The organism is Oceanithermus desulfurans (assembly GCF_014201675.1).
GTDB classification, from domain to species: domain Bacteria; phylum Deinococcota; class Deinococci; order Deinococcales; family Marinithermaceae; genus Oceanithermus; species Oceanithermus desulfurans.
Window position 1 is genome coordinate 57,754 of sequence record NZ_JACHEZ010000009.1, and the last position, 19,868, is coordinate 77,621.

General features: G+C 67.8%; 13 protein-coding genes. 4 read left to right on the plus strand and 9 right to left on the minus strand.

The window, feature by feature from the left end:
* Nucleotides 1-13: 13 nt before the first annotated feature.
* On the plus strand, nt 14-1,870 hold the full coding sequence (gene ftsH / locus HNQ05_RS10730) for an ATP-dependent zinc metalloprotease FtsH (protein ID WP_147147929.1): 1,857 nt from the start codon (nt 14-16) through the stop codon (nt 1,868-1,870).
* 64 nt (nt 1,871-1,934) lie between these two features.
* On the opposite strand, the gene HNQ05_RS10735 is transcribed toward ftsH, so the two are convergent.
* Nucleotides 1,935-3,032 (minus strand): ankyrin repeat domain-containing protein, encoded by a 1,098-nt coding sequence (locus HNQ05_RS10735; protein WP_147147927.1) that lies wholly within the window; start codon nt 3,030-3,032, stop codon nt 1,935-1,937.
* Between the two features lie 54 nt (nt 3,033-3,086).
* Between HNQ05_RS10735 and HNQ05_RS10740 the strand changes: the two genes are divergently transcribed.
* Nucleotides 3,087-4,343, plus strand: a complete 1,257-nt coding sequence (locus HNQ05_RS10740; RefSeq protein ID WP_147147925.1) for a glycosyl hydrolase family 8 — start codon at nt 3,087-3,089, stop codon at nt 4,341-4,343.
* Here HNQ05_RS10740 and HNQ05_RS10745 read toward each other — a convergent pair.
* The 8 genes from HNQ05_RS10745 to HNQ05_RS10780 all read right to left on the minus strand — a co-directional run bounded on the left by HNQ05_RS10745 (nt 4,328) and on the right by HNQ05_RS10780 (nt 16,093).
* Nucleotides 4,328-7,489, minus strand: coding sequence for an ankyrin repeat domain-containing protein (locus tag HNQ05_RS10745; protein ID WP_147147923.1), 3,162 nt, complete (start codon nt 7,487-7,489; stop codon nt 4,328-4,330). The two genes, HNQ05_RS10740 and HNQ05_RS10745, sit on opposite strands and share 16 nt — an antisense overlap.
* A gap of 206 nt (nt 7,490-7,695) precedes the next feature.
* Nucleotides 7,696-10,134 (minus strand): helicase HerA domain-containing protein, encoded by a 2,439-nt coding sequence (locus HNQ05_RS10750; RefSeq protein ID WP_147147922.1) that lies wholly within the window; start codon nt 10,132-10,134, stop codon nt 7,696-7,698.
* Nucleotides 10,131-11,102, minus strand: coding sequence for a D-alanine--D-alanine ligase family protein (locus HNQ05_RS10755; protein ID WP_147147920.1), 972 nt, complete (start codon nt 11,100-11,102; stop codon nt 10,131-10,133). The genes HNQ05_RS10750 and HNQ05_RS10755 overlap by 4 nt, the downstream gene beginning before the upstream one ends.
* Nucleotides 11,103-12,465: 1,363 nt before the next feature.
* Nucleotides 12,466-13,077 (minus strand): aminoacyl-tRNA hydrolase, encoded by a 612-nt coding sequence (gene pth, locus HNQ05_RS10760; protein ID WP_147148586.1) that lies wholly within the window; start codon nt 13,075-13,077, stop codon nt 12,466-12,468.
* 98 nt (nt 13,078-13,175) lie between these two features.
* A complete protein-coding gene (locus tag HNQ05_RS10765; RefSeq protein ID WP_147148513.1) occupies nt 13,176-13,814 on the minus strand; it encodes a 50S ribosomal protein L25 in 639 nt (212 codons plus the stop codon).
* Between the two features lie 166 nt (nt 13,815-13,980).
* Nucleotides 13,981-14,901, minus strand: a complete 921-nt coding sequence (locus tag HNQ05_RS10770; protein ID WP_147148515.1) for a ribose-phosphate diphosphokinase — start codon at nt 14,899-14,901, stop codon at nt 13,981-13,983.
* A gap of 18 nt (nt 14,902-14,919) precedes the next feature.
* Nucleotides 14,920-15,621 carry a 5'-methylthioadenosine/adenosylhomocysteine nucleosidase gene (locus tag HNQ05_RS10775; RefSeq protein WP_147148517.1) on the minus strand — a complete coding sequence of 234 codons (702 nt, stop codon included), beginning with the start codon at nt 15,619-15,621 and terminating at the stop codon, nt 14,920-14,922.
* Nucleotide 15,622: 1 nt separating this feature from the next.
* Nucleotides 15,623-16,093 carry an S-ribosylhomocysteine lyase gene (locus tag HNQ05_RS10780; protein ID WP_147148519.1) on the minus strand — a complete coding sequence of 157 codons (471 nt, stop codon included), beginning with the start codon at nt 16,091-16,093 and terminating at the stop codon, nt 15,623-15,625.
* A 60-nt stretch (nt 16,094-16,153) separates the two neighbouring features.
* Between HNQ05_RS10780 and HNQ05_RS10785 the strand changes: the two genes are divergently transcribed.
* Nucleotides 16,154-17,146, plus strand: coding sequence for a helix-turn-helix transcriptional regulator (locus HNQ05_RS10785; RefSeq protein ID WP_147148521.1), 993 nt, complete (start codon nt 16,154-16,156; stop codon nt 17,144-17,146).
* Between the two features lie 9 nt (nt 17,147-17,155).
* Nucleotides 17,156-19,867 carry a CRISPR-associated helicase Cas3' gene (cas3, locus tag HNQ05_RS10790; protein WP_147148523.1) on the plus strand — a complete coding sequence of 904 codons (2,712 nt, stop codon included), beginning with the start codon at nt 17,156-17,158 and terminating at the stop codon, nt 19,865-19,867.
* Nucleotide 19,868 lies beyond the last annotated feature (1 nt).

The window sequence follows — 19,868 nt, forward strand, 5'->3', positions numbered from 1 at the left end:
AGCGGAGGTCGCTTTGCCAAACCGGATCAACCCCTGGACGATCGTCCTTTTCCTTATTTTTGGGCTCTGGCTCTACTCGCTGATGGGCAACGCCGGCGCCGCACCGCCCATCAGCTACGACACCTTCGTCCGCTTCGTCACCGAGAACAAGGTCCAGAAGGTGCTCATCGCCGAAGACCGCATCACCGGCGATTTCAAAAGCCCGGAGCGGGTGACCAGCAAGGACAAGGTCATCACCACCAAGCGTTTCGTCACCACGCCCCCGATCCCCCAGGTGCCCGACCTGGAGCTGCCGGCGCTGCTCAAGAAGCACGGCGTCGAGTTCAGCTTCAAGACCACCTCGCCCTGGCTGCTCATCCTCGCCAACTTCCTGCCGGTGCTGCTGCTCGTGGGGTTCTTCTGGTTCTTCTTCATGCGCGGACCCGCCGCAGGCGGCGGGGGCGGGGTCATGCAGTTCGGCCAGTCGCGGGCGCGCATGTACGGCAAGGAGCAGCAGGTCAGCACCACCTTCAAGGACGTGGCGGGCCACGAGGAGGCCAAGCGCGAGCTCGTGGAGGTGGTGGACTTCCTCAAACACCCGCAGAAGTACCTGGCCATCGGCGCCGAGATCCCCAAAGGGGTGCTGCTCGTGGGGCCGCCGGGCACCGGCAAGACGCTGCTCGCGCGCGCCGTCGCCGGCGAGGCGGGGGTGCCCTTCTTCTCGGTGAGCGCCAGCGAGTTCATGGAGATGTTCGTAGGTGTCGGCGCCAGCCGCGTGCGCACCCTTTTCGAGGAGGCCCGCAAGAACGCGCCGGCGATCATCTTCATCGACGAGATCGACTCGATCGGCCGCAAGCGCGGCGCCGGCATCGGCGGCGGGCACGACGAGCGCGAGCAGACGCTGAACCAGATCCTGGCCGAGATGGACGGCTTCGAGAAGGACACCTCGGTCATCGTCATGGCCGCGACCAACCGCCCCGACATCCTCGACCCGGCGCTGCTGCGTCCCGGTCGCTTCGACCGCAAGGTCATGGTCGGCCTGCCCAGCCTGGAAGAGCGCAAGGCGATCCTGCTCGTTCACATGCGCGGGAAACCCATCGCCGACGACGTGGACGTCGACGAGCTGGCGCAGATGACGCCGGGCTTCAGCGGCGCCGACCTGAAGAACCTGGTCAACGAAGCGGCGCTTCAGGCGGCGCGCGAGGACAGCCCGCGCATCCACAAGCAGCACTTCCTGACCGCGCTCGACAAGATCGTGCTGGGGCTCGAGCGCGGCTCACTCAAGCTCTCGGACAAGGAGAAACGCGCCATCGCCTACCACGAGGCCGGCCACGCGGTGGTCAGCGAGGTGCTGCCCAACGCCGACAAGACCCAGAAGGTCTCGATCGTGCCGCGCGGCATGGCGCTGGGCGTGACCTGGCACCAGCCGGAAGAGCGCGTCCTCGTCTCCTACGAACACCTGATGGACGAGCTCTCCGTCCTCATGGGCGGCCGCGCCGCCGAGGAGCTGTTCACCGGAACGATCACCACCGGGGCCGCCGACGACTTCAAGCGGGCCACCGAGACGGCCAAGCGGATGGTGCTCGAATGGGGGATGGGCGACCACTTCAAGCACATCGCCTGGGACGCGGGCATGGGCCCGGTCTTCCTGGGCGAGGAGATTGCCCGGCGCAAGGACTTCTCCGAGCGCACCGCCGAGCTGGTGGACGAGGACGTGCGCAAGATCCTCGACGGGGCCTACGCACGCACCCGCAAGATTCTGGAGGAGCACGACCAGGCGATGCACAAGATCGCCGAGGAACTGCTGGCCAAGGAGACGATCCCCGGGGACCGGGTCCGCGAAATCCTGCACAGCGAGCCGCCCACGGGCGGCGAGGCCGCCGAAGCCTGAACCCGGCACCGACCTCCGCGGCGGGGGGGGGCCGCGCTTGCGCTCCTTCCGCACTTGCGCAACTTCAGCGCCCGCCGAACCGCCGCAGCGCCCGCTCCGCCTCGCTCCCCTGCAGCGCAGCGTTGTTCGCCAGGAGGTAGTCGAGGGCGGTCATCCCCGCGGCGTCCCGGTGCCGTGGGTCGGCCCCCCTGCGCAGCATGGTGAGCACCACCTCGGGGTTGGGGTTCTTCCAGGCGGCGTAGATCAGCGGCGTCCTCCACAGGGGATCGGCCGCGTTGACGCGGGCCCCCGCGTCGATCAGCGCTTCGATCACCGCGGGCTCCTGGTTGTCGCGCGCGGCGATGAGCAGCGGCCGGTCGCCGGTGGCCGTCCGCCGGTTCACGTCCAGCCCCCAACGCACCAGCACCCGGATCACCTCGGGCTCGCGGGTGGCCTGGGCGGCCAGGTACAGCGCCGAGCGCTCCAACCGGTCACCCAGCATCGGGTCCGCGCCCAGCTTCAGGAGCACCTTGACCCCGGCGGCGTTGCCGGCGAGGATCGCGGTGGCCAGCGGCGGCAGGCCCGTAGCGTCGGGTTCCTCGATCCGCGCCCCCAGGCGCAGCAACCTCCGAAAGACGGCAACGTCGGCGTTGCTCGCCGCCGCCGCGTGCAACGGGGTCCATCCGTTTTGGTCGCGGGCGCCGACGTCGGCCCCGAAGTAGGCCAGCACCTGCAGCACGGCCGGCGTGTGCGAGAGCGCCGCAGCGTAGTGCAGCGCGGTGCGCCCGTGGTCGTCGGCGAGGCCCAGCCGGGCACCCGACTCGATCAGGGCCTGCACCACCGCCGGGGTAACGTTATGGGCCGCGGCCCACATCAGAGGGGTCTGGCCCGTAGCGTTGGCCCGGTTCGGATCGGCACCCCGCTGCACCAGGTAGCGGATCACCCGCGGGTCGCGAGAAAAGGCCGCGGCATAGTGAAGGACGGTGTTGCCGCCCGGAAAGCGCATCTGCACCTTGGCGGGGGTGTCGAAGTCGCGGGCGACGCGCGGGTAGTCCGCGCTTTGCCAGTAGGCTTGGTCGAAGCGCGCCCCCTGAGCGCCGCCGGGCTGCGCCCAGACCAGCGTCGCCAATGCGAACAGGCACGCCAGCCCTACCCCACGTGCGATCATCCCAACCTTGACCATACCGGCTTTATACCATGTCCGATCCGTTACGCACTGCACGGGGTAAACTGACGTGTGCGCGTCTTCCGCTGGCTGCTCGTCCTCGCCGCCCTGGGCCTCGCCGGCTGCGGCCGCGGGGCCCCATCCGGTACCGCGCACCCCTTTCCCCAGCACGTCACCTACCCGGGTCAGCAGACCCGCCCCAGCCGCTACACCCAAGAGGACCTGGACGCGCACGCGCGCGCCTACTACTCCGAGTGGAAGCGCCGCTACCTGAAAGCCGCCGGGCAGGACGCCGTCGGCCAGCCGCTCTACCGCATTATCCACTCGCTGAAAAAGCCGGACGAAACGGTTAGCGAGGGTATGGGCTACGGGATGATGATCGTCGCCTACCTGGCCGGTGCCGACCCCGAGGCTCGCGCGCTCTTCGACGGCCTCTTCCGTTACGTGCAGGCCCACCCCTCCGACGTCGACCCCCGTCTGATGGGCTGGATCCAGCCCCCCGACGGAAACGGCAACGACTCGGCCTTCGACGGCGACGCCGACATCGCCTACGCGCTGCTGCTGGCGGACCGCCAGTGGGGCTCGGGTGGCGCGATCGACTACGCCGCCGCCGCGCGTGAACGCATTCGCGCCCTCGCCGAAAGCGTCGTCGGGCCGGCCTCGCGGCTTCCCATGCTGGGCGACTGGGTGGACCCCGGGGGCCGCTTCGAAGAAGGCCTGAAGTACACCGAGTTCTCGCCCAGAATTTCCGACTTCATGCCCGCCCACTTCCGCTCCTTCCGCACCTCCACGGACGACCCCCTCTGGGACGAGGTGGAAGCGGCCGTCGAGCGCGCGGTGAGCGGCCTCGAGGAAGGCTACAGTCCCGGCACCGGGCTGATGCCCGACTTCGCCCGCCCCGTCCACGACATGGGCTTTCCGCTCAAGCCGGTGGAGCCCGGCTTCCTGGAGGGCCCCCACGACGGCGACTACGACTACAACGCCGGACGCTACCCCTGGCGGGCGAGCACCGCGGTGCTGCTCTACGACGACGCGTTCTGGCGCGAACGCATGGACAAGCTGAGCCACTGGGCCGAACGCGCCACCGGCGGCGACCCGTACCGGCTCAATGCCGGCTACCACCTCGACGGCACCCCGACGGAGGGCCAGGCCTACTTCACCGTCTTCTTCGCCGCTCCGCTGGCCGCCGCGGCCATGACCCAGCCCGACCAGCAGGCCTGGCTCGACGCGCTCTACGAGGCGGTCCACGACCGCCACGAGGACTACTACGAAGACTCGGTGACCCTGCTCAACCTGCTCCTTTTGAGCAACAACTACTGGGCGCCCTGAGCGGATGAGGCCGCACCGGCGTCTCCGGAACCGTAAAACTCAAAGATGCTCGCGAGGCAGGCGTTCGCGGGCTTTTTCAGAAGATCGAGCGGGGTAATCCCCTGGTTGTTCCTGACCTGGGGATTGGCCCCGGCGGCGAGTAGGGCAGCCGCTGAATCGTATTTCATGCGGCACGACCCGGGCATTTTCAGTAAGGCATGCAAGGGGGTGTCACCGATCCTATCACGAGCGTTGGGATCGGCCCAGTACGCCAGGTAGGTGCTCGCGTTCATGGGGTGCAGGTGCACGGGGGTACGGCCGTCAGCGTCTGCCGCATTGGCCTTCGCTCCCGCCCGCATGAGGAGGGCCGCCACCGCTTCGCGGTTCACGATATGCAGAGGCGTACGTCGCCGCTCGTCGCGGGCGTTCACGTCGGCCCCGGCCGCGAGCAGGAGCTTCGCGGTGGTTTCGTCCAGATCCGCCCGGTGCAGTGGTGTGCGTCCATCATTGGCACGCACGCTGGCGCTTGCCCCCATCTTCAGCAAAGCGGCGGCTGCCTGCCAGTTGGCCAGGAAGAGCGGGGTCAAGCCTTCGTTGTCGCGGGCGTTCGCGTTAGCGCCGTGAACGACCAGTAGGTTGACAAGGGGCGCATTTTTCGCGTAATGGAGCGGCACACGCCCCCAAACGTCGCGTGCGTTCACGTCGGCACCCCGTTCAATGAGCTGGTACGCGGCTGTGTAGCTGGATGGAACAAAGGAGTTTTGATAATGCAGCGGCGTGCGCCACAGATAGTCGCGGCCGTCCACGTCGAGACCCCGGCCCAGCAGGAAGTCAGCCACCTCGCTGGAAAGGGCGTGGTGCAGCAGACTGCGCCCCGAGCCGTCCCTGGCGCGAATGTCGGCTCCGTAGCTTTCGAGTAGCTCGATCAGCTGGATTTTTTGCTCCGGCCTGAGCCGGATGTCCATCGCGAGGTGTAGCGCGTCACGCCCGAATCCGTCCTTGATCCGGGGGTCCGCACCCAACCGCAAGAGTTCGGTGTACAACGCTTTCGTCCTTGAATAGAGAGCCAGATGCAGCGGTGTAAAGCCTTCCAGGTCGGTGGCGTTGATCAGGGACTTGTCGGAGGCCAGCACCGTTACCGCACGGGCAAAGTCGAAATCTTTGAGTGAATGCCTCGCTGCGATCGCCAGGTAGTGGATCGGCAACCGCCCGCGCTCGTCGCGCTGGGTCGGGTCGGCCCCGAGTTCGACCAGGCGCTCGAGAACCCCCGCCGAAATGTCGCTGCGCTCCGGAGCCCACCCGCACACCGGCAGCCAAGGCGCCGTGTCGTCATAGCTCATAGGAGCGTGGTTGGCCAACTCGGACGAAGACACGGACCGCAGGTAGTAGTGGAGTGCGTTGGCGCCGTAGCGGTCGGTGCGAACGGCCCGCACCCCCAATCCAGCCAGACGCTCCAGGACGTCCTCTCCGGAGTTGCCGGCCGCCCACATCAGGATCGCCCCGTAGCCGTCCTTGTCTACCACCTGCGGGTCGGGCCCGTAGGCCAGCAGCTCGTCGAGAAGAAGAGACGGCTGACCGTACCGCAGCATCAGGAGCAGCGGCGTATCGCCCCACGCGTCGGCGTGGTTGACGGCGGCCTTCACGTTCAAGCCGTAGGCCACCAACTTTTTCAGCGGTTGCGGGTTATTAAGTGCCCAGTAGTGCAAGGCGTTCCGGCCCAGCTCGTTGTAGAGGTTGGGGTCGGCCCCGTGTGCCAGCAGGACCCGGGTGGCGAACTCGGGCCAGTGGCGGTTGCACATGGCCAGCTGCAGGGGCGTATAACCGCGCCCTCCGCGTGCGTTCACGTCGGCGCCCAAACCCAGCACCTCAAGTAAAAGGAGCTTGGCGCTATCCAGGGTCGCGTCCGCGTGTCCCACACCCTGCTGGACGGCGCTCGCCAGCACGTGCAAGGCGGTGTAGCCGCCAGCATCGCGTTCGTCAATGTCCGCTCCGTACTCGACCAGCAACCACAGGATCGCGAGCCCGTCGTACGTATCGGGGGTGTAATTGAAATAATCCTCGGTAAAGGGCTGGAACAACTTAGGCAACCCTTTGGGGCGGGCGCCGTGCTGGAGCCCATCGAGCACCAGCGCGGGATCGAGCACCTTCACTCCGGTGGCTAGGTCGGCTTGGGGATGTTTGCTTTCATTACAACTTATTGGGTTTGTAATCAGGCGGTAAGCCGTGCGATCGAATCCGCCGACAATACGGTGGCTTATAGTTTGTATGGTTTGCGAAGGCGTAAGGCCGGATTTGTCCTTCGCCTGCAGGTTGACCCCATAGCGACAAAGCGTGCGCAGCAAACCGTCGAGTGGGGTTTGGTCTTCGTCTCGGAACAAAACAAAGGGGTCGCCGCCAACCTCCCGCATCAGACGGGGTCCGGGAAGCGAACCCAATGACCGGCGCAGCAGCAGGTCGAGCGTGAAGAGGTTGTTGGACATGGAAGCGATACGCAGGCACGCCTGACCCTCACAACCCACACGCCGAATCAACTCGGCTACGATCAAGGGGTTACTGGAGTTCCGGACGGCGCGTGACAGAACAGAGTACCCAAGATGGTCTTCGGCCCGTGGATCGGCCCCCAGTTCGAGCAACGCCATGGAAACCGGCGTGAAGGGGTTGTACGTTACGGCGCTGTGCAGAGGCGTTTCGCCATAGTTATCCCGCGCGTCGATCCGGGCCCCCAGGGCCACCAGCGTTCTGATGACTTCGGGGTTTTCGCTCCAGATGGCGGCGTAATGCAACGGCGTCAAGCCCTTCTTGTCCCTTGCGTTCACGTCGGCCCCCAAATCAACCAGGACACGGGCGACGTCGGGGTTGCGGTTGTACTTGGCAAACTCGTGCAGTACGGTAGCGCCTTCTTTTGTTCGAACCTGGAGGCTGTGGCCCTGCTGGACCAGCTCGCGAAAATGCTCTGCGGCTGCCGCGGGGTCACGCGCCAGTTCCAGGACCGGATCGAGGGATTGTTCCTCCCTGTATGCGGATCGCCTCTCGTAGGGATCCGTCAGGTCGTCGTACACCGTAAACGAACCCGCGTACCAACCCGACTCGAGCGGCTGCCAGGGTACGTATTCTTCCGCCAGAGCCATTACGCCCAGAAAACAAAGGAGGAATAAAATCCGTTTCATTGTGTATCATGTGTATTATACACAATATACTTATTTTACACAAACATACACGGATCCCATCCGGGAGCCGATTGTGGCATACCGCCTTCTGCGCGGTCGCTCCCCGGCGGTCTTTGTTGAGGATCCCGAAGCGCGAAGGCGGCCGGCTCGACCCAATTGGCACCTCGAGCGAGAAAACGTTTTTCCGACGGCACCAGGGGGCGGAGCTAGCCGACAGCCCGCAAGAGCCGCCCCTTCGCTACGTAGTAGGGCACCCAGGCGACACCGAAGTACTCGAGGGCGATGTCCTTCTTGTAGGGGGTAACGGGGATCCGCTCGACGTCCGCGGCCAGCTCCTCCCAGCGGTCCTCGATCGCGCCGACCTCGTTTTCCAGTTCGTCCAGGAGGTCCTGGATCTCCTTCTCCAGCGCGGCGATCTCGGCCTTCGACTCCTCCACGTCCTCCTTGGCCCGGGCCGTCATCCGCCGCTTGGAGAGCGCCCCGGTGAGCGCGCGCTTGCGGCCGCCGAAGAGGCCGATCACGGTGTCGAGGTAGCCGCCCATCTCCTCCATCTTGCGGCGCGAGAGCTCGGCCTCGTCCTCGGCCAGTTCGCGCAGCTCGCGCTCGAGCTTCTTCTTGAGGGTGGCGACCCGGCGTTCGTACTTACTGCGCTGCTTCTCCGCCTCCTCGCGCGCCTTCCACTCGGCCTCCTTACGGCAGCGGGCCAGGAACGCCTCCCGGCCCAGCTCAGGGCCGCCGTAGAGCTTGAGGTGAGGGTTGTGCCAAACCTCGACGCTCGCGGACTGGTAGATCCAGTCTTTGAAGTCTCGGGCGCGCTTGGCCAGCCCCCGGGCGGCGGCCAGCTCGGCGGGCAGCTCCTCCCAGCGGGCGTCCGGGGCGGGGCGGGTGTCGGGCACGCCCTCGTCGAAGGGCTCGCGGGCGTGGTCCTCCCAGCGCACCAGCCCCTCGAGCTCATCGGGCGGCACCAGCGCCGCGGTCTTTAGGACGGTGTTCAACCCGTACTTGCGGCGGGCGAAGCGCACCTCGGCCTGGGCCAGCAGCTCGGGCCGGTAGAGGATCCCGTCGGGATCGGTCGCCTGCACGCCGGCCCGGCGCGCCGCCTCGGCGAAGGCGAGGGCGGCCGGCAGCACGTACTCCTCCACCCCCGCGGGCACCGCCGGGCGGGTGGCGAACCCGGGCAGCTCGGCGGCCTCCGGATTGCGGGCGGCGGGGGCGGCCTCCTCACGCACGCCTCCCGGCGCAGGAGCGGTCGCCCCGGCCCCCGCCAGCGCGTTGAGCGCCGGGATCTGCTCGCGGGTCAGCGGCCCGGCCAGGTAGTTCATCACCCAGCGGGTGCCGAAGAGGACCGGTGCCTTCTCGTGGACGTTCTTGGCCAGGAAGACGCGCTTGCCCAGGCTGGAGATGAGGCGGTCGAACGCCTCGCGGTCGAGGCCGCCGGAAACGCCCTCGAGCCCGTCGAGGAGACGCTGTTTGTCGTACTGGGTCTGCAGGCGGCCGATGAACCAGGTGCCGGCGTTGGTGAGCGCCTTGTAGTCGACGTCCACCGGGTTCTGGGTGGCGAGCAGGAGCCCCACCCCGAAGGCGCGCGCCTGCTTGAGCAACCGCAGCAGCGGCCCCTTGCTGGGCGGGTTCGCCCCCGGCGGCAGGTAGCCGTAGATCTCGTCGAAGTAGAGCAGCGCCCTGAGCGCGGTGGTGCCCGACTGCTTGCGGGTCCAGCTCTCCAGCGCTGTGAGCAGCAGGGTGACGAAGAACATTCGTTCCTCGTCGGAAAGGTGGGCGATGTAAAAGACGCTGTGGCGCGGGGTGCCGTCTGCGGCGTAGAGGAGCGCCCCTACGTCGAGCGGCTGGCCCTCGGTCCAGACCTGGAAGGCGGGCGCGGCCAGGATGTTGTTGAGGCGCATGGCCAGCCCGAAGCGCTCACGCGGCGGGAAGAAGGTGTCGGTGTCGAAGACGCCCAGCTTCTCGAAGGGGGGGTTCTGAACCTGCATGATCAGCTCGCCCAGGTCGAGGTCGCGCCCCGCGCGCCAGGCCGCCTCGAGGATGCGCGCCACCAGGATGTGTTCGCGGCTGGTGACCGGGTCGAGGTCGGCGTAGCCGACCAGGCCCAGCAGGGCCGTGGCGGTGCTGGCCACCTGCTCGCGCAGCTCCTCGGCCTGGGTGCCCCAGTCGCCCGCCGGGGCGCGCAGCGAAGCCAGGATGGAGACGGGAAGGCCGGCCGTGGAGCCGGGGGTGTAGACGGCGTAGCCGACGCGGTCCAGCTCGCGGATCTGCTCGGGGCCCAGCCCCCAGCCGGCCAGGCCCTTCTGCCACAGCGCCGCCTTCTCAGCGGCCAGCTCGGCCGTCGTCTTGCCCGCACGCCGGGCCTCGTCGGGGTTGACCCAGGGTTCGAAGTCCTCCGGGGCCAGCCGCGGAAAGTGCAGCAGTTCGTTGGTCAGGTCGCCCTTGGGGTCGAGGATCAGCGCGGGAATCCGCTTCCTCGCCGCCTCCTCGAGCAGCCCGATGCCCAGACCCGTTTTGCCCGAACCCGTCATGCCCAGGATGACGCCGTGGGTCGTCAGGTCGTCGGGGTCGTAGGTGAACGGTGTCTCGCCGAGGTCGCCGGCCGCGTCGTCGTAGAGGCGGCCCAGGTAGAAATGTCGCTTCATTCCAGTGCCAATTCTACCAAGCGGGTAAGCAGCTCCGGGTAGGTGCGGCCCGAGGCCTGCCACAGCTTGGGGTACATGGAGAAGGGGGTGAACCCGGGGATGGTGTTGAGCTCGTTCAGGTAGACCTCGCCGGACGCGGCCAGGAAGAAGTCGACCCGCGCCATCCCCCGCACGCCCAGAACCCGGTAGGCACGCCGCGCCATCTCCTGCACCGTCTCCTGGGTGCCGGGGTCGAGGGCGGCGGGGATGTCCAGCTCGGCGGCCCCCGCGGTGTACTTGGTGGCGTAGTCGTAGAACTCCGCCTCGTAGCGCACCTCGCCCACCACGCTGGCCTCCGCCTCGACGTTGCCCAGCAGGGCCACCTCGAGCTCGCGCACCCCCGCCACCGCCTGCTCGATGACCACCTTGTCGTCGTGGCGGAAGGCCTCCTCCAGGGCCGGGCGCAGCTCGGCGTAGCGCCGCACCTTGGCGATTCCCACACTGGAGCCGGCGCGGGCGGGCTTGACGAAGAAGGGGGGCTCGAGCCCCACGAAGACGGGCTCGCCCATGCGCAGCACCTCCCAGGGCACCACCGGCAGGCCCGCTTGGGCGAGAATCCGCTTCGAGAGGTCCTTGTCCATGCAGACGGCGCTGGCGGTGACGTCGGCGCCCACGTAGGGCACCCCCAGCATCTCGAAGAACCCCTGGATCGTGCCGTCCTCACCCCAGCGACCGTGCAGCAGCGGGAAGACGACGTCGTAGTCGTACCAGGCGACGGGCGGCGGGAAGGGGTGGTCGCCCCTCGGAGCGTGGCCGACCTCGATCGCGTCGAGCGCCAGCCGCCCCAGCAGCCAGCGGCCGTCCTTGGCGATCACGGCGGGGTCGGCGTCGAAGGGCAGGGCCTCGAGCACCCCCTGGGCCGACTGCAGCGAGACCTCGTGCTCCCCCGAGCGCCCCCCGGCCACGAGCAGAATGCGTTTCGGCTTCACACCGTCAGAATACTCCGCACCGGAGGCGCACGGCGACGGGGCCGCCCAGCCGTGCGGTCAAATCGCGTCGTTCACGACACCGTCGCCGCGAGCCGTACCCCCGACGTTGCCCAAGCGAGGGCCGGTTCCAGGGCCGAGCCAAAAGCCGTGGAAAAGGCGCTATGGCGTCATCGTCGCGGCCTACGGCATCCACGCCGGGGAGGACGCCGGTCTGGATTCCAGAGCGTGAGAACCTCGCGGCGCGCCCCGCTGGAATGACCAAACCGGTCCGTGGCAGCCTTTTTCAAAAGAAGGAGACAAGGGAGATCCGTGGCCTGTGGCTTGTAGTTTGTGGTGCGTGTCGTCTTGTCGTAGGGACGGACCCGCGGGTCCGCCCTATAGGTTCATGGTGCGTGGTGATGGTGACGCGGTGGCCTTGGCTCGTATCGCGGCCGGAAGAAGCGCCAAGCCCAGCCTTCGGCAAACAGCGGCAGAGGGAGGGTTTCCCCCCCCCCCCCCCCCCGCGTTCCAGCGTCGGCACGTCGGCGGCGGCCGCACCCCGGCTTCTCTTCATGCATGGGCCCCGGATCTCGGCCGGGCCGGCCGGCCGCGTCTGGGGAATCGAGAAGCGCGGTAAGTGATGGGTGGCTTGTGGCTTGTAGGCTGTGGTTCGTAGCCGACAAAACGCCTGCGCCTTGCGGTTTGCAGCAAAGAAAACTGCCTCCCCCTTCGGGGAAGGCCGGGGTGGGGGTTTGGAAAGCGGCTTGTAGCCTGTCGTGGAAGGTTCGTAATGCACGCGCATGACGCACTTGGCTCCTTCCGCCCACCACGTACTACGCGGCACCCCCCCCACCCCGCTCCCCACCTCCCGTCCAACAACCCCCCTCCGGCCTGCGGCCACCTCCCCCGGCGGAGGAGGCCAAAGAGGCGTACGGCTTGTAACTCGTACCCCATGGTTAGCCTGTTGCGGGTAGACCCGCCGTAGACGTCGCCCGCTGCGCGGGCCCCGGGTCTCGGCCGGCATGGCCTCGCCCGGGGAATCGGGAAAGGCGGTGGGTGGCTTGTAGCCTGTGGCTTGCGGAAACACCATGACCTGCTTCAAGCCAACCGGGGTGGACCTGGATTTTCTTGAAGTCGAGCAAAAAGACACCGGCGGTCGGCCGCCGTCCCCTCAAGCGCCCTCCTCTTGGGGGAGGGCTGGGGAGGGGTTACGGACGCCGCATGAGCCGGAGGTCCGGCGTCGGTCCGCGGCGCACCGCCACCCACACCCCGCTTCCCACTTCCTACTTCCTAGAACCCATTCACCACCGATCACGTACTGCGCACTACGCCGCCCGTACCCCCCTCCGGCGGCTCTAGCGAACCACTTCTTGGGGCGTTACAGCTACCCCTCCCGCAGGTCCAGCCCGTTGAAGCGCTGCTGCGCGGCCTCCAGCCCCTCGTCGCGCCAAACCCGCACCGCCTCGGCGGCCGCGGCCACCACCCGGTCGGCGACGCGGCGCTCTTCGGGCGAAAACTTCGAAAGCACCCATCCCGCCGCGTCCCAGCCGGCCGGCGGCCGGCCGATGCCCAGGCGCAGGCGGTCGAAGCGGTCGGTGCCCAGCTGCTCGATGATCGAGCGCACCCCCTTCTGCCCCCCGGCGCTGCCGGCGCGGCGCAGCCGCATCCGACCCAGGGGCAGGTCCATGTCGTCGTGCACCACCAGCAGGCGCTCGGGGTCGATCTTGTAGTAGCGCACGAAGGGCGCGACCGCTTCGCCCGAGGCGTTCATGAAGGTGGTGGGCTTCATCAGCCAGCCGCTCCCCCAGCGGGTGGTGAAGGCCCGGCCCTGCTGCTTCCAGGCGAGGCGCTCCTCGCGGGCGAGGCGGTCGACCACCCAAAACCCCAGGTTGTGGCGGGTCTCGGCGTAGCGGGGTCCGGGGTTGCCCAGCCCCACCACCAGAAAGCGCGCGCTCACGTCAGGATCCCCCTCGTCCAGCTCCACGTCGGGCCGCATGGCGAACCCGGCCAGCCAGCGTTTCAGCTTCCCCCAGTCCACCCGCCCAGTCTACGAAAAGGGGAGGCCGCAGCCTCCCCGTCGTGGCCGGATTCGGGCTACTCGGCCTCTTCCTCTTCCGCCTTACCGCGCTTGATCAGCTCGGGCTCGGCCTCCATGCCCTCGGCTTCGGCGGCCTCGGCCTCGAGCTTCTCGACGTCTTCGGGCGGCACCACCGTGGCCACCACGGCCTCGGGGTCGGTGAGCAGCTCGACCCCCTCGGGCAGGGCCAGGTCCGAAGCGTGGAGCACGTCGCCGATCTCCAGCTCCGAGACGTCCACCTCAATACCCTGAGGGATGTTGCGCGGCAGCACCCGCACCTCCAGGTCGGTGAGCGGCGTCGAGAGCACGCCCCCCAGCTTGACGCCCTTGGCCTCGCCCACGAACTTGAGGTTGACGTACATGTCCAGGGTCTGGCCCTTGGTGAGCACGTAAAAGTCCACGTGCTCGGGACGGCGGCGGCGCTTGTCGAGCTGGACCTGACGGACCACGGTGTCGACGGTCTCGCCGTCGGGAAGCTCGAGCGTGATCACGTGGTGCACGCCGGCGTTACGGAACACCTTGTCGAACTCGCCCAGCTGGACGTAGAGCTTCTTGTTGACGTTCTTGTTGTACATGATGCCGGGCAGCTTGCCTTCACGCCGCAGCACCTTGGGTTTTTCCGACTCGCGGTAATAGGCTTTGAGCTTATACTCCATGCTTCCTCCTAGGCCGCGTGCGCGGCGGGGGCACACGGCGCCGGCACTCCGGCACGCAAACCCGATTGTACGCGGACGGTGGGCCCGGGGTCAAGCAAACCCGGCCCCGGGCCCGTGGTCTCTGTGCCCTATGGAAAGCCACAGGCCACCCATCACGAGCTGCAGATTATATCAGCGCCGAGACCGACTGGTGCGTGTGCACCGCGCGAATCGCCTGCGCCAGTAGCGGCGCGGTCGAGAGGATCTCGTACCCCTCGCCGGCGTCGAGCGCGATGGTGTCGGTGAAGACGACCCGTTCGATGCCCATGTGCGAGAGGTTGCTGCGCGCCGGGCCCACGAGCACCGCGTGGGTGGCCATCACCACCGCCTCGGGCCGGGCCCCCGCAGCCACCAGCGCGTCCACCCCGCGGCGGATCGTGCCTCCGGTGGAGACGATGTCGTCGATGATGAGGGGCCTGAGCCCCGCCACGTCGCCGATCACGTAGGTGACCTCGGTCTCGGTGGGGCCGGTGCGGCGCTTGGCCAGCATGGCCATGGGCAGGCCCAGCAGGTTGGAAAGCCGCCGCGCCTCCTCGGCGCGGCCGGCGTCGGGGCTGACGACGACCGCCCCGTCGGCCAGCCCCTCACGCTCGATGTACTCGGCGAAGAGGCGCACCGAGCGCAGGTGGTCGACCGGGATGTTGAAGAAGCCCTGGATCTGGGGAGCGTGCAGATCGATGGCGATCACCCGGTGGTACCCCGCCCGCTCGATCAGGTCAGCCACCAGCTTGGCGCTGATGGGCTCGCGCCCGATGCTCTGCTTGTCCTGGCGCGCGTAGCCGAAGTAGGGCACCACGGCGTTGATGCGGCCGGCGCTCGAGCGCCGGAGCGCGTCGGCGTAGAGCAAGAGCTCCATCAGGTTCTCGTTGACCGGCGGCGCGGTGGGCTGGACCACGTAGACGTCGTTGCCGCGCACGCTCTCCCCCAGCTGCAGCCGCACCTCGCCGTCGGGGAAGCGCTGCACCAGCGACTCCCCCAGCGGCAACCCCAGATAACCGGCGATCTTCTCGGCCAGCGTCCGGTTGGCGTTCCCCGAAAACAGCTTCATAGCCCCACCCCTCGCTCCTCAATCTACCCGGTCGAGGTGGGCTAGGGTGTCCTCGACGAGCGCGGCCAGCTTCTGCGAGACCTCCACCAGGAAGGCCTCGAACGCCCCCGGCGCGGCGGTGTCGGCGGCGTCGGTGACGGCCCGCACCAGCGCCATCGGCACCCCCAGCCGGCGCGCCGCCCACAGCGCCGCCGCCCCTTCCATCTCCACCGCGTCGGCGCCAAAGGTGGCGCGGATCCAGCGGGCGGTCCCGGGGTCGGCCACGAACTTGTCGCCGCTGGCGACCCGGCCGCGCACGTGGTGGTAGCCCAGCCGCCGGGCGCTTTCGTGCAGCGCGTCCGTTAGCGCGGGGTCGGCGGGGATGAAGCGCTCGCCGCTGTCGAGCTCGCCCGGCTCGCGACCCAGCGGGGTGAGGTCCATGTCCCACTGCACCGCGTCGTCGGCGATGAGGACGTCGCCGGTGGAAAGCTCGGGGTTCAGCGAGCCCGCCACCCCCAGCCAGACGGCGCGGGACGGGGCGTAGCGGGCCGCCGCCCAGCCCACCACCGCGCCCGCGGCCGCCTTGCCGATGCCGCTTTCCAAAAGCCGCACCTGGTGGCCGCCCAGCTCGCCGGCGAACGCCGGCCAGGGCGCCTCGAGCTTCTCGGGGCGTTGCATGCGCGCGAGCACCGCCTCGGCTTCTTCGCCTTCGGCGGCCAGGAGCAGAATGGGCCCTTCCACGTCAGCGCCCCTCGATCAGGACCGTTTCCTGGACGTGAAGGCCCTTCTCCAGCACGTGCCGCGACCAGAACTTGGCCTCCTCCAGGTCATGATCGCGGTAGTTGCCGCACTCGAGCGGGTTGGCCGCGGGCACCGGCCCCTCGTGGGCGACGATGTCGGCCAGCGCCCCCGCAAAAGCTTCCATCACCGCTTCGGGCTTTGGCTCGCCGATGATCACCGCGTAGAACCCGGTGCGGCAGCCCATCGGGCTCACGTCCACGATGCCCTCCAGGTGGTCGCGCATCTTCATGGCGAGCAGGTGCTCGAAGGTGTGCATCGCCCCGGTGCCGATCACCTCACGGTTGGGCTGGCCCACCCGCAGGTCCCACTTGCTGATCACCTCCCCGCCGGGAGTGTGCTTACGGTCGGCCAGGCGCACGTACGGCGCCCGCACTTTGGTGTGATCCAGATCGAACGAGGCAACCTTGGCCATGGGTCCATTGTAGTGCGGCGGTGAACCATCGCGGCGCCGTAAGCCGGCTACACTGAACCCATGGCAAATTCGGCGGGCCGTGCGCTCGGCCGGGCCAACAGGCTCCGGCAGATCGTGGAGCTGCTGCAGCTACGCCCCCAACGGGTCGGCGAGCTGGCGCAAAGGCTGGGTTGTTCCGTGCGCACCTTGCAGCGTGACCTCCGGCTACTCGAAGAGAGCGGCGAGGGGGTTCGGAGGGTCAGGCGCGGCATCTACGCCATCGACCCCAAACCCCGCCCCCTCAACCCCGTGGAAGCGCTGGCGGTACATGCCGCTACCCGCCTCCTCTATCATCAAACGCCGGCCCCCCACCGGCACTACATTCATGCTCTGGACAAGCTCGCCGCCATGCTTCCGGAACCCGCCCGCAGCCTCGCGATCGAAAGCATCCGTCCTCTGCGCAAGACCGGCGACGATCGCACGCTCGAGCTCATTGCCCGCGCCTGGTTCGAGCAGCGCTACATCGCTTTCGAATACCGCGCAGCCCACGGCAGCGGCCGATACCGCCCCAAAGAAGTGGCCGTATTCTTCGTCGAGGTCAACCGGAACAACCTCTCGCTCTACGCCATCGGTTACGAGCGAAGCTACCACAAAGCCGTGCGCACCTGGAAGCTTGCGCGCATGCGCAACGTCCACCTGCTCGCCGACGGCTACGAAATCCCTCACGATTTCTCGCCCAACGCCTACCTGCAAAGCGCCTGGGGTCTGATGGGGAGGCGCGAGCGAAGCGCCCTCGTCAAGCTCCGCTTCACGCCCGAGGCCGCTCCGCGGGTTCTCGAAGATGACATCGTGGGCCTGGAAATCATCGAACAGCCGGCCGACGGTTCCGTCGTGGCCAGGGTGGAGGTGGGTGTGGACGACCAGGGCTTCCCCATCGAGATCTTTCCCTGGATCCAAAGCTGGGGACCGCGGGTCGAGGTACTGGAACCCAAGCCGTTGCGCGAGCGCTGGCTTTCCGAGATCCGAGAAATGCACCGTCGCTTCGCGACACCACTTGACGCATCGGGAGGGTAGAAACACCGCATGGACCACGACTATCGCATCTTCTGGGCCAAAAGCGGGGACGCTAAACACCCCGAAGGGCATCCTTTGATGGCTCATATGCTCGATACGGCCATGGTGGCCCGGGCGCTGCTCCTGCGCGAACCCGCGAGTACCCGCCGGCACTACGCCGGCGATTTTGGCCTCGACGAGGATCGCGCCCTGCGGCTGGCCGCCTTCTTTGCAGCCCTGCACGACCTGGGCAAGGCCACGGCCATCTTCCAGGTTCAGTGGCCCGACGGGGCCGCACGCTTACGCGAACAGGGGCTCGACTGGATGGACCGGTGGCTGCCCCGCAGGGGCGACAAGGCCTGGGCCGCGCACGGCGTGCTGACCGAGGTGCTCGCCCCACCGCTTCTGGTAGGGCTTGGGGTGCCGGACGAGGCGGCATCGCAGGTCGCCGTTGCGCTTGGGGCGCATCATGGCTTTGTCTCCAGCCCCAGAGAGGTGGACCACGCCCGCGACGCACTCGACCTGGAGAACGAAGTTTGGCAGCGCCTGCGCGAGGAGCTCGTCGGCACCTTGTGGCGAACGTTGGGCGCGGAGCCGCCGACGGTGCACGTGCTCTCGCCGCAGGCGACCCTGCGCGTCATGGCGCTCGCCAGCTTCGCCGACTGGGTGGCCTCCAGCCCCGAACACTTCCCCTACGGGCGCGACCTGAGCGACCTCAGCAACTACCTTGGCCTGGCCTGCAAACTGGCGAACCAAGCCCTCGACCGCATCGGCTGGCTACCCCGTACCGCCCTTGCCACCAAAGACGTCTCTTTCGAAGAGGTTTTCCCGGATTTCCGCGCGAACCCTCTGCAACAGCAGGTCGTCACGGCGCTGGACCGGGCTCGGGGCCCAGCCCTGATCGTTATCGAAGCCCCTATGGGCGGCGGAAAAACCGAAGCCGCCCTCTACGCCCATACCGTGCTGCAAGCCCGCAACGGCCACCGCGGCCTGTACGTAGCCATGCCCACCACCGCCACCGGGAACGCGATGTTTCAGCGCGTCAAGAATGCGCTGCTCGACAAGTTTGGCGATCGCCCGCACGACCTCCAGCTCGTTCACGGCGCCAGCCTTCTGAACGCCGACTATCTGAGCCTCAAGAACGTGGGGGAGCCCGGCGATGACGGGGCGGTGCATGCCGCCGCCTGGTTCTCGGCCAAGAAACGAGCCCTGCTCAGCGAATACGGCGTGGGCACCGTGGACCAGGCGCTGCTGGGTGTGCTGCGGGTCAAGCACCATTTCGTCCGCCTCTGGGGTTTGGGCAACCGCACCGTCGTGCTCGACGAGGTGCACGCCTACGACGCCTACACTTCCCGCCTCATCGCCGGTCTCGTTCGCTGGCTGTGGGAACTGGGCTCTTCCGTAATCATCATGAGTGCCACGCTCACGCGCCACCAGCGCGCGCAGCTTGCGGCCGCCTGCGATGCAGGCCTTCCTGAATCGGAAGCCGCATATCCGCGCGTCACCGTCTACTCGCAAAACGGGCTTGAATCTCTGGGTTTCTCCTGGGACGAACGGAAGACCGTGGGGCTTGAAGCTGCCCCGACCGAGATTGGGGCGCTATCGCGGGCAGCCGCGGAATCGGTTCGCTCCGGCGGTGTGGCTGCGCTCATCGTCAACACCGTGGACCGGGCCCAGCAAGCCTACCTTGCGTTGGGCCCCGGCGAACCGATCGCGAACGAGGGGCGGCCCGTGGGCAAGCGAATCGGCGACCTCGAGGTCTATCTCTTCCACGCGCGCTACCCTTCGATCGAACGCAGCCTGCGCGAGAAAACGGTACTCGGCGTTGCTGGCAAGGGCGGGCGCCGCCCAAGGAAAGCCCTTGTTATCGCGACCCAGGTGATCGAGCAAAGCCTCGACCTCGACTTTGACGTCGCCTTCTCCGATCTCGCCCCACTCGACCTGCTGCTCCAGCGGGCCGGTCGCCTGCACCGCCATCCCGACCGCACGCGACCCCCGCAGCACGTCCTCCCCGTACTCCACGTGGCCGGACTGGGGGAGGCACCCCCAGCGCCCTTGCCCAAAGGCTGGGGACGCCCGTACATGGCCTACCCGCTCCTCTCCGCATGGCTGCTCCTGCACGCCCGCGACCGGCTGACCCTGCCCGACGACATCGAACCTCTGGTCGAGGCGGCCTACGACGCCCGTACCCTGGACCGCTTCCCCGAGGGTCTGCGCAACGTCGCGGCGAAGGCCCTGGCCGCCCTGAAAGAACAAACCGCCAGAGACGGCGCCGTGGCCCACAAAGCCGTGCTCGATCCACCCGCGCGGCTTCTGGAAAAGCAGCTCGCCAGCCTGCACAGCAACCTCGGCCTGGACGACGACGAAGAGTCCGATCTACCGCAGGTCGCCTTGACCCGCCTGGGCGAGCCTTCGATCACGGTGGTACCCGCGTACCGCATGGGCAACGAGCTCTTCCTCGACCAGGAGCGGGTCATACCGCTACGCACCAAAGGAAGGCTCACCAAAGAAGAGGTGCTCGAGGTGGCGGCGCGCTCCGTCCGTATAAGCAGGCGAGGCGTATACCACGTGCTCGTCAAGTCGCCCCCGCCCGCGGCCTGGAGGACGAGCAGCATCCTGCGGAGCTGGCGCGTCTTGGAGCTGGGCGGGAACGGAGCCGCGCGCTTTGGAAAAACCGTGGTACGCCTCGACCCCGAGCTTGGCTTGCAATACACGACAGTAGATGACGCAAAGGAGGGATAGG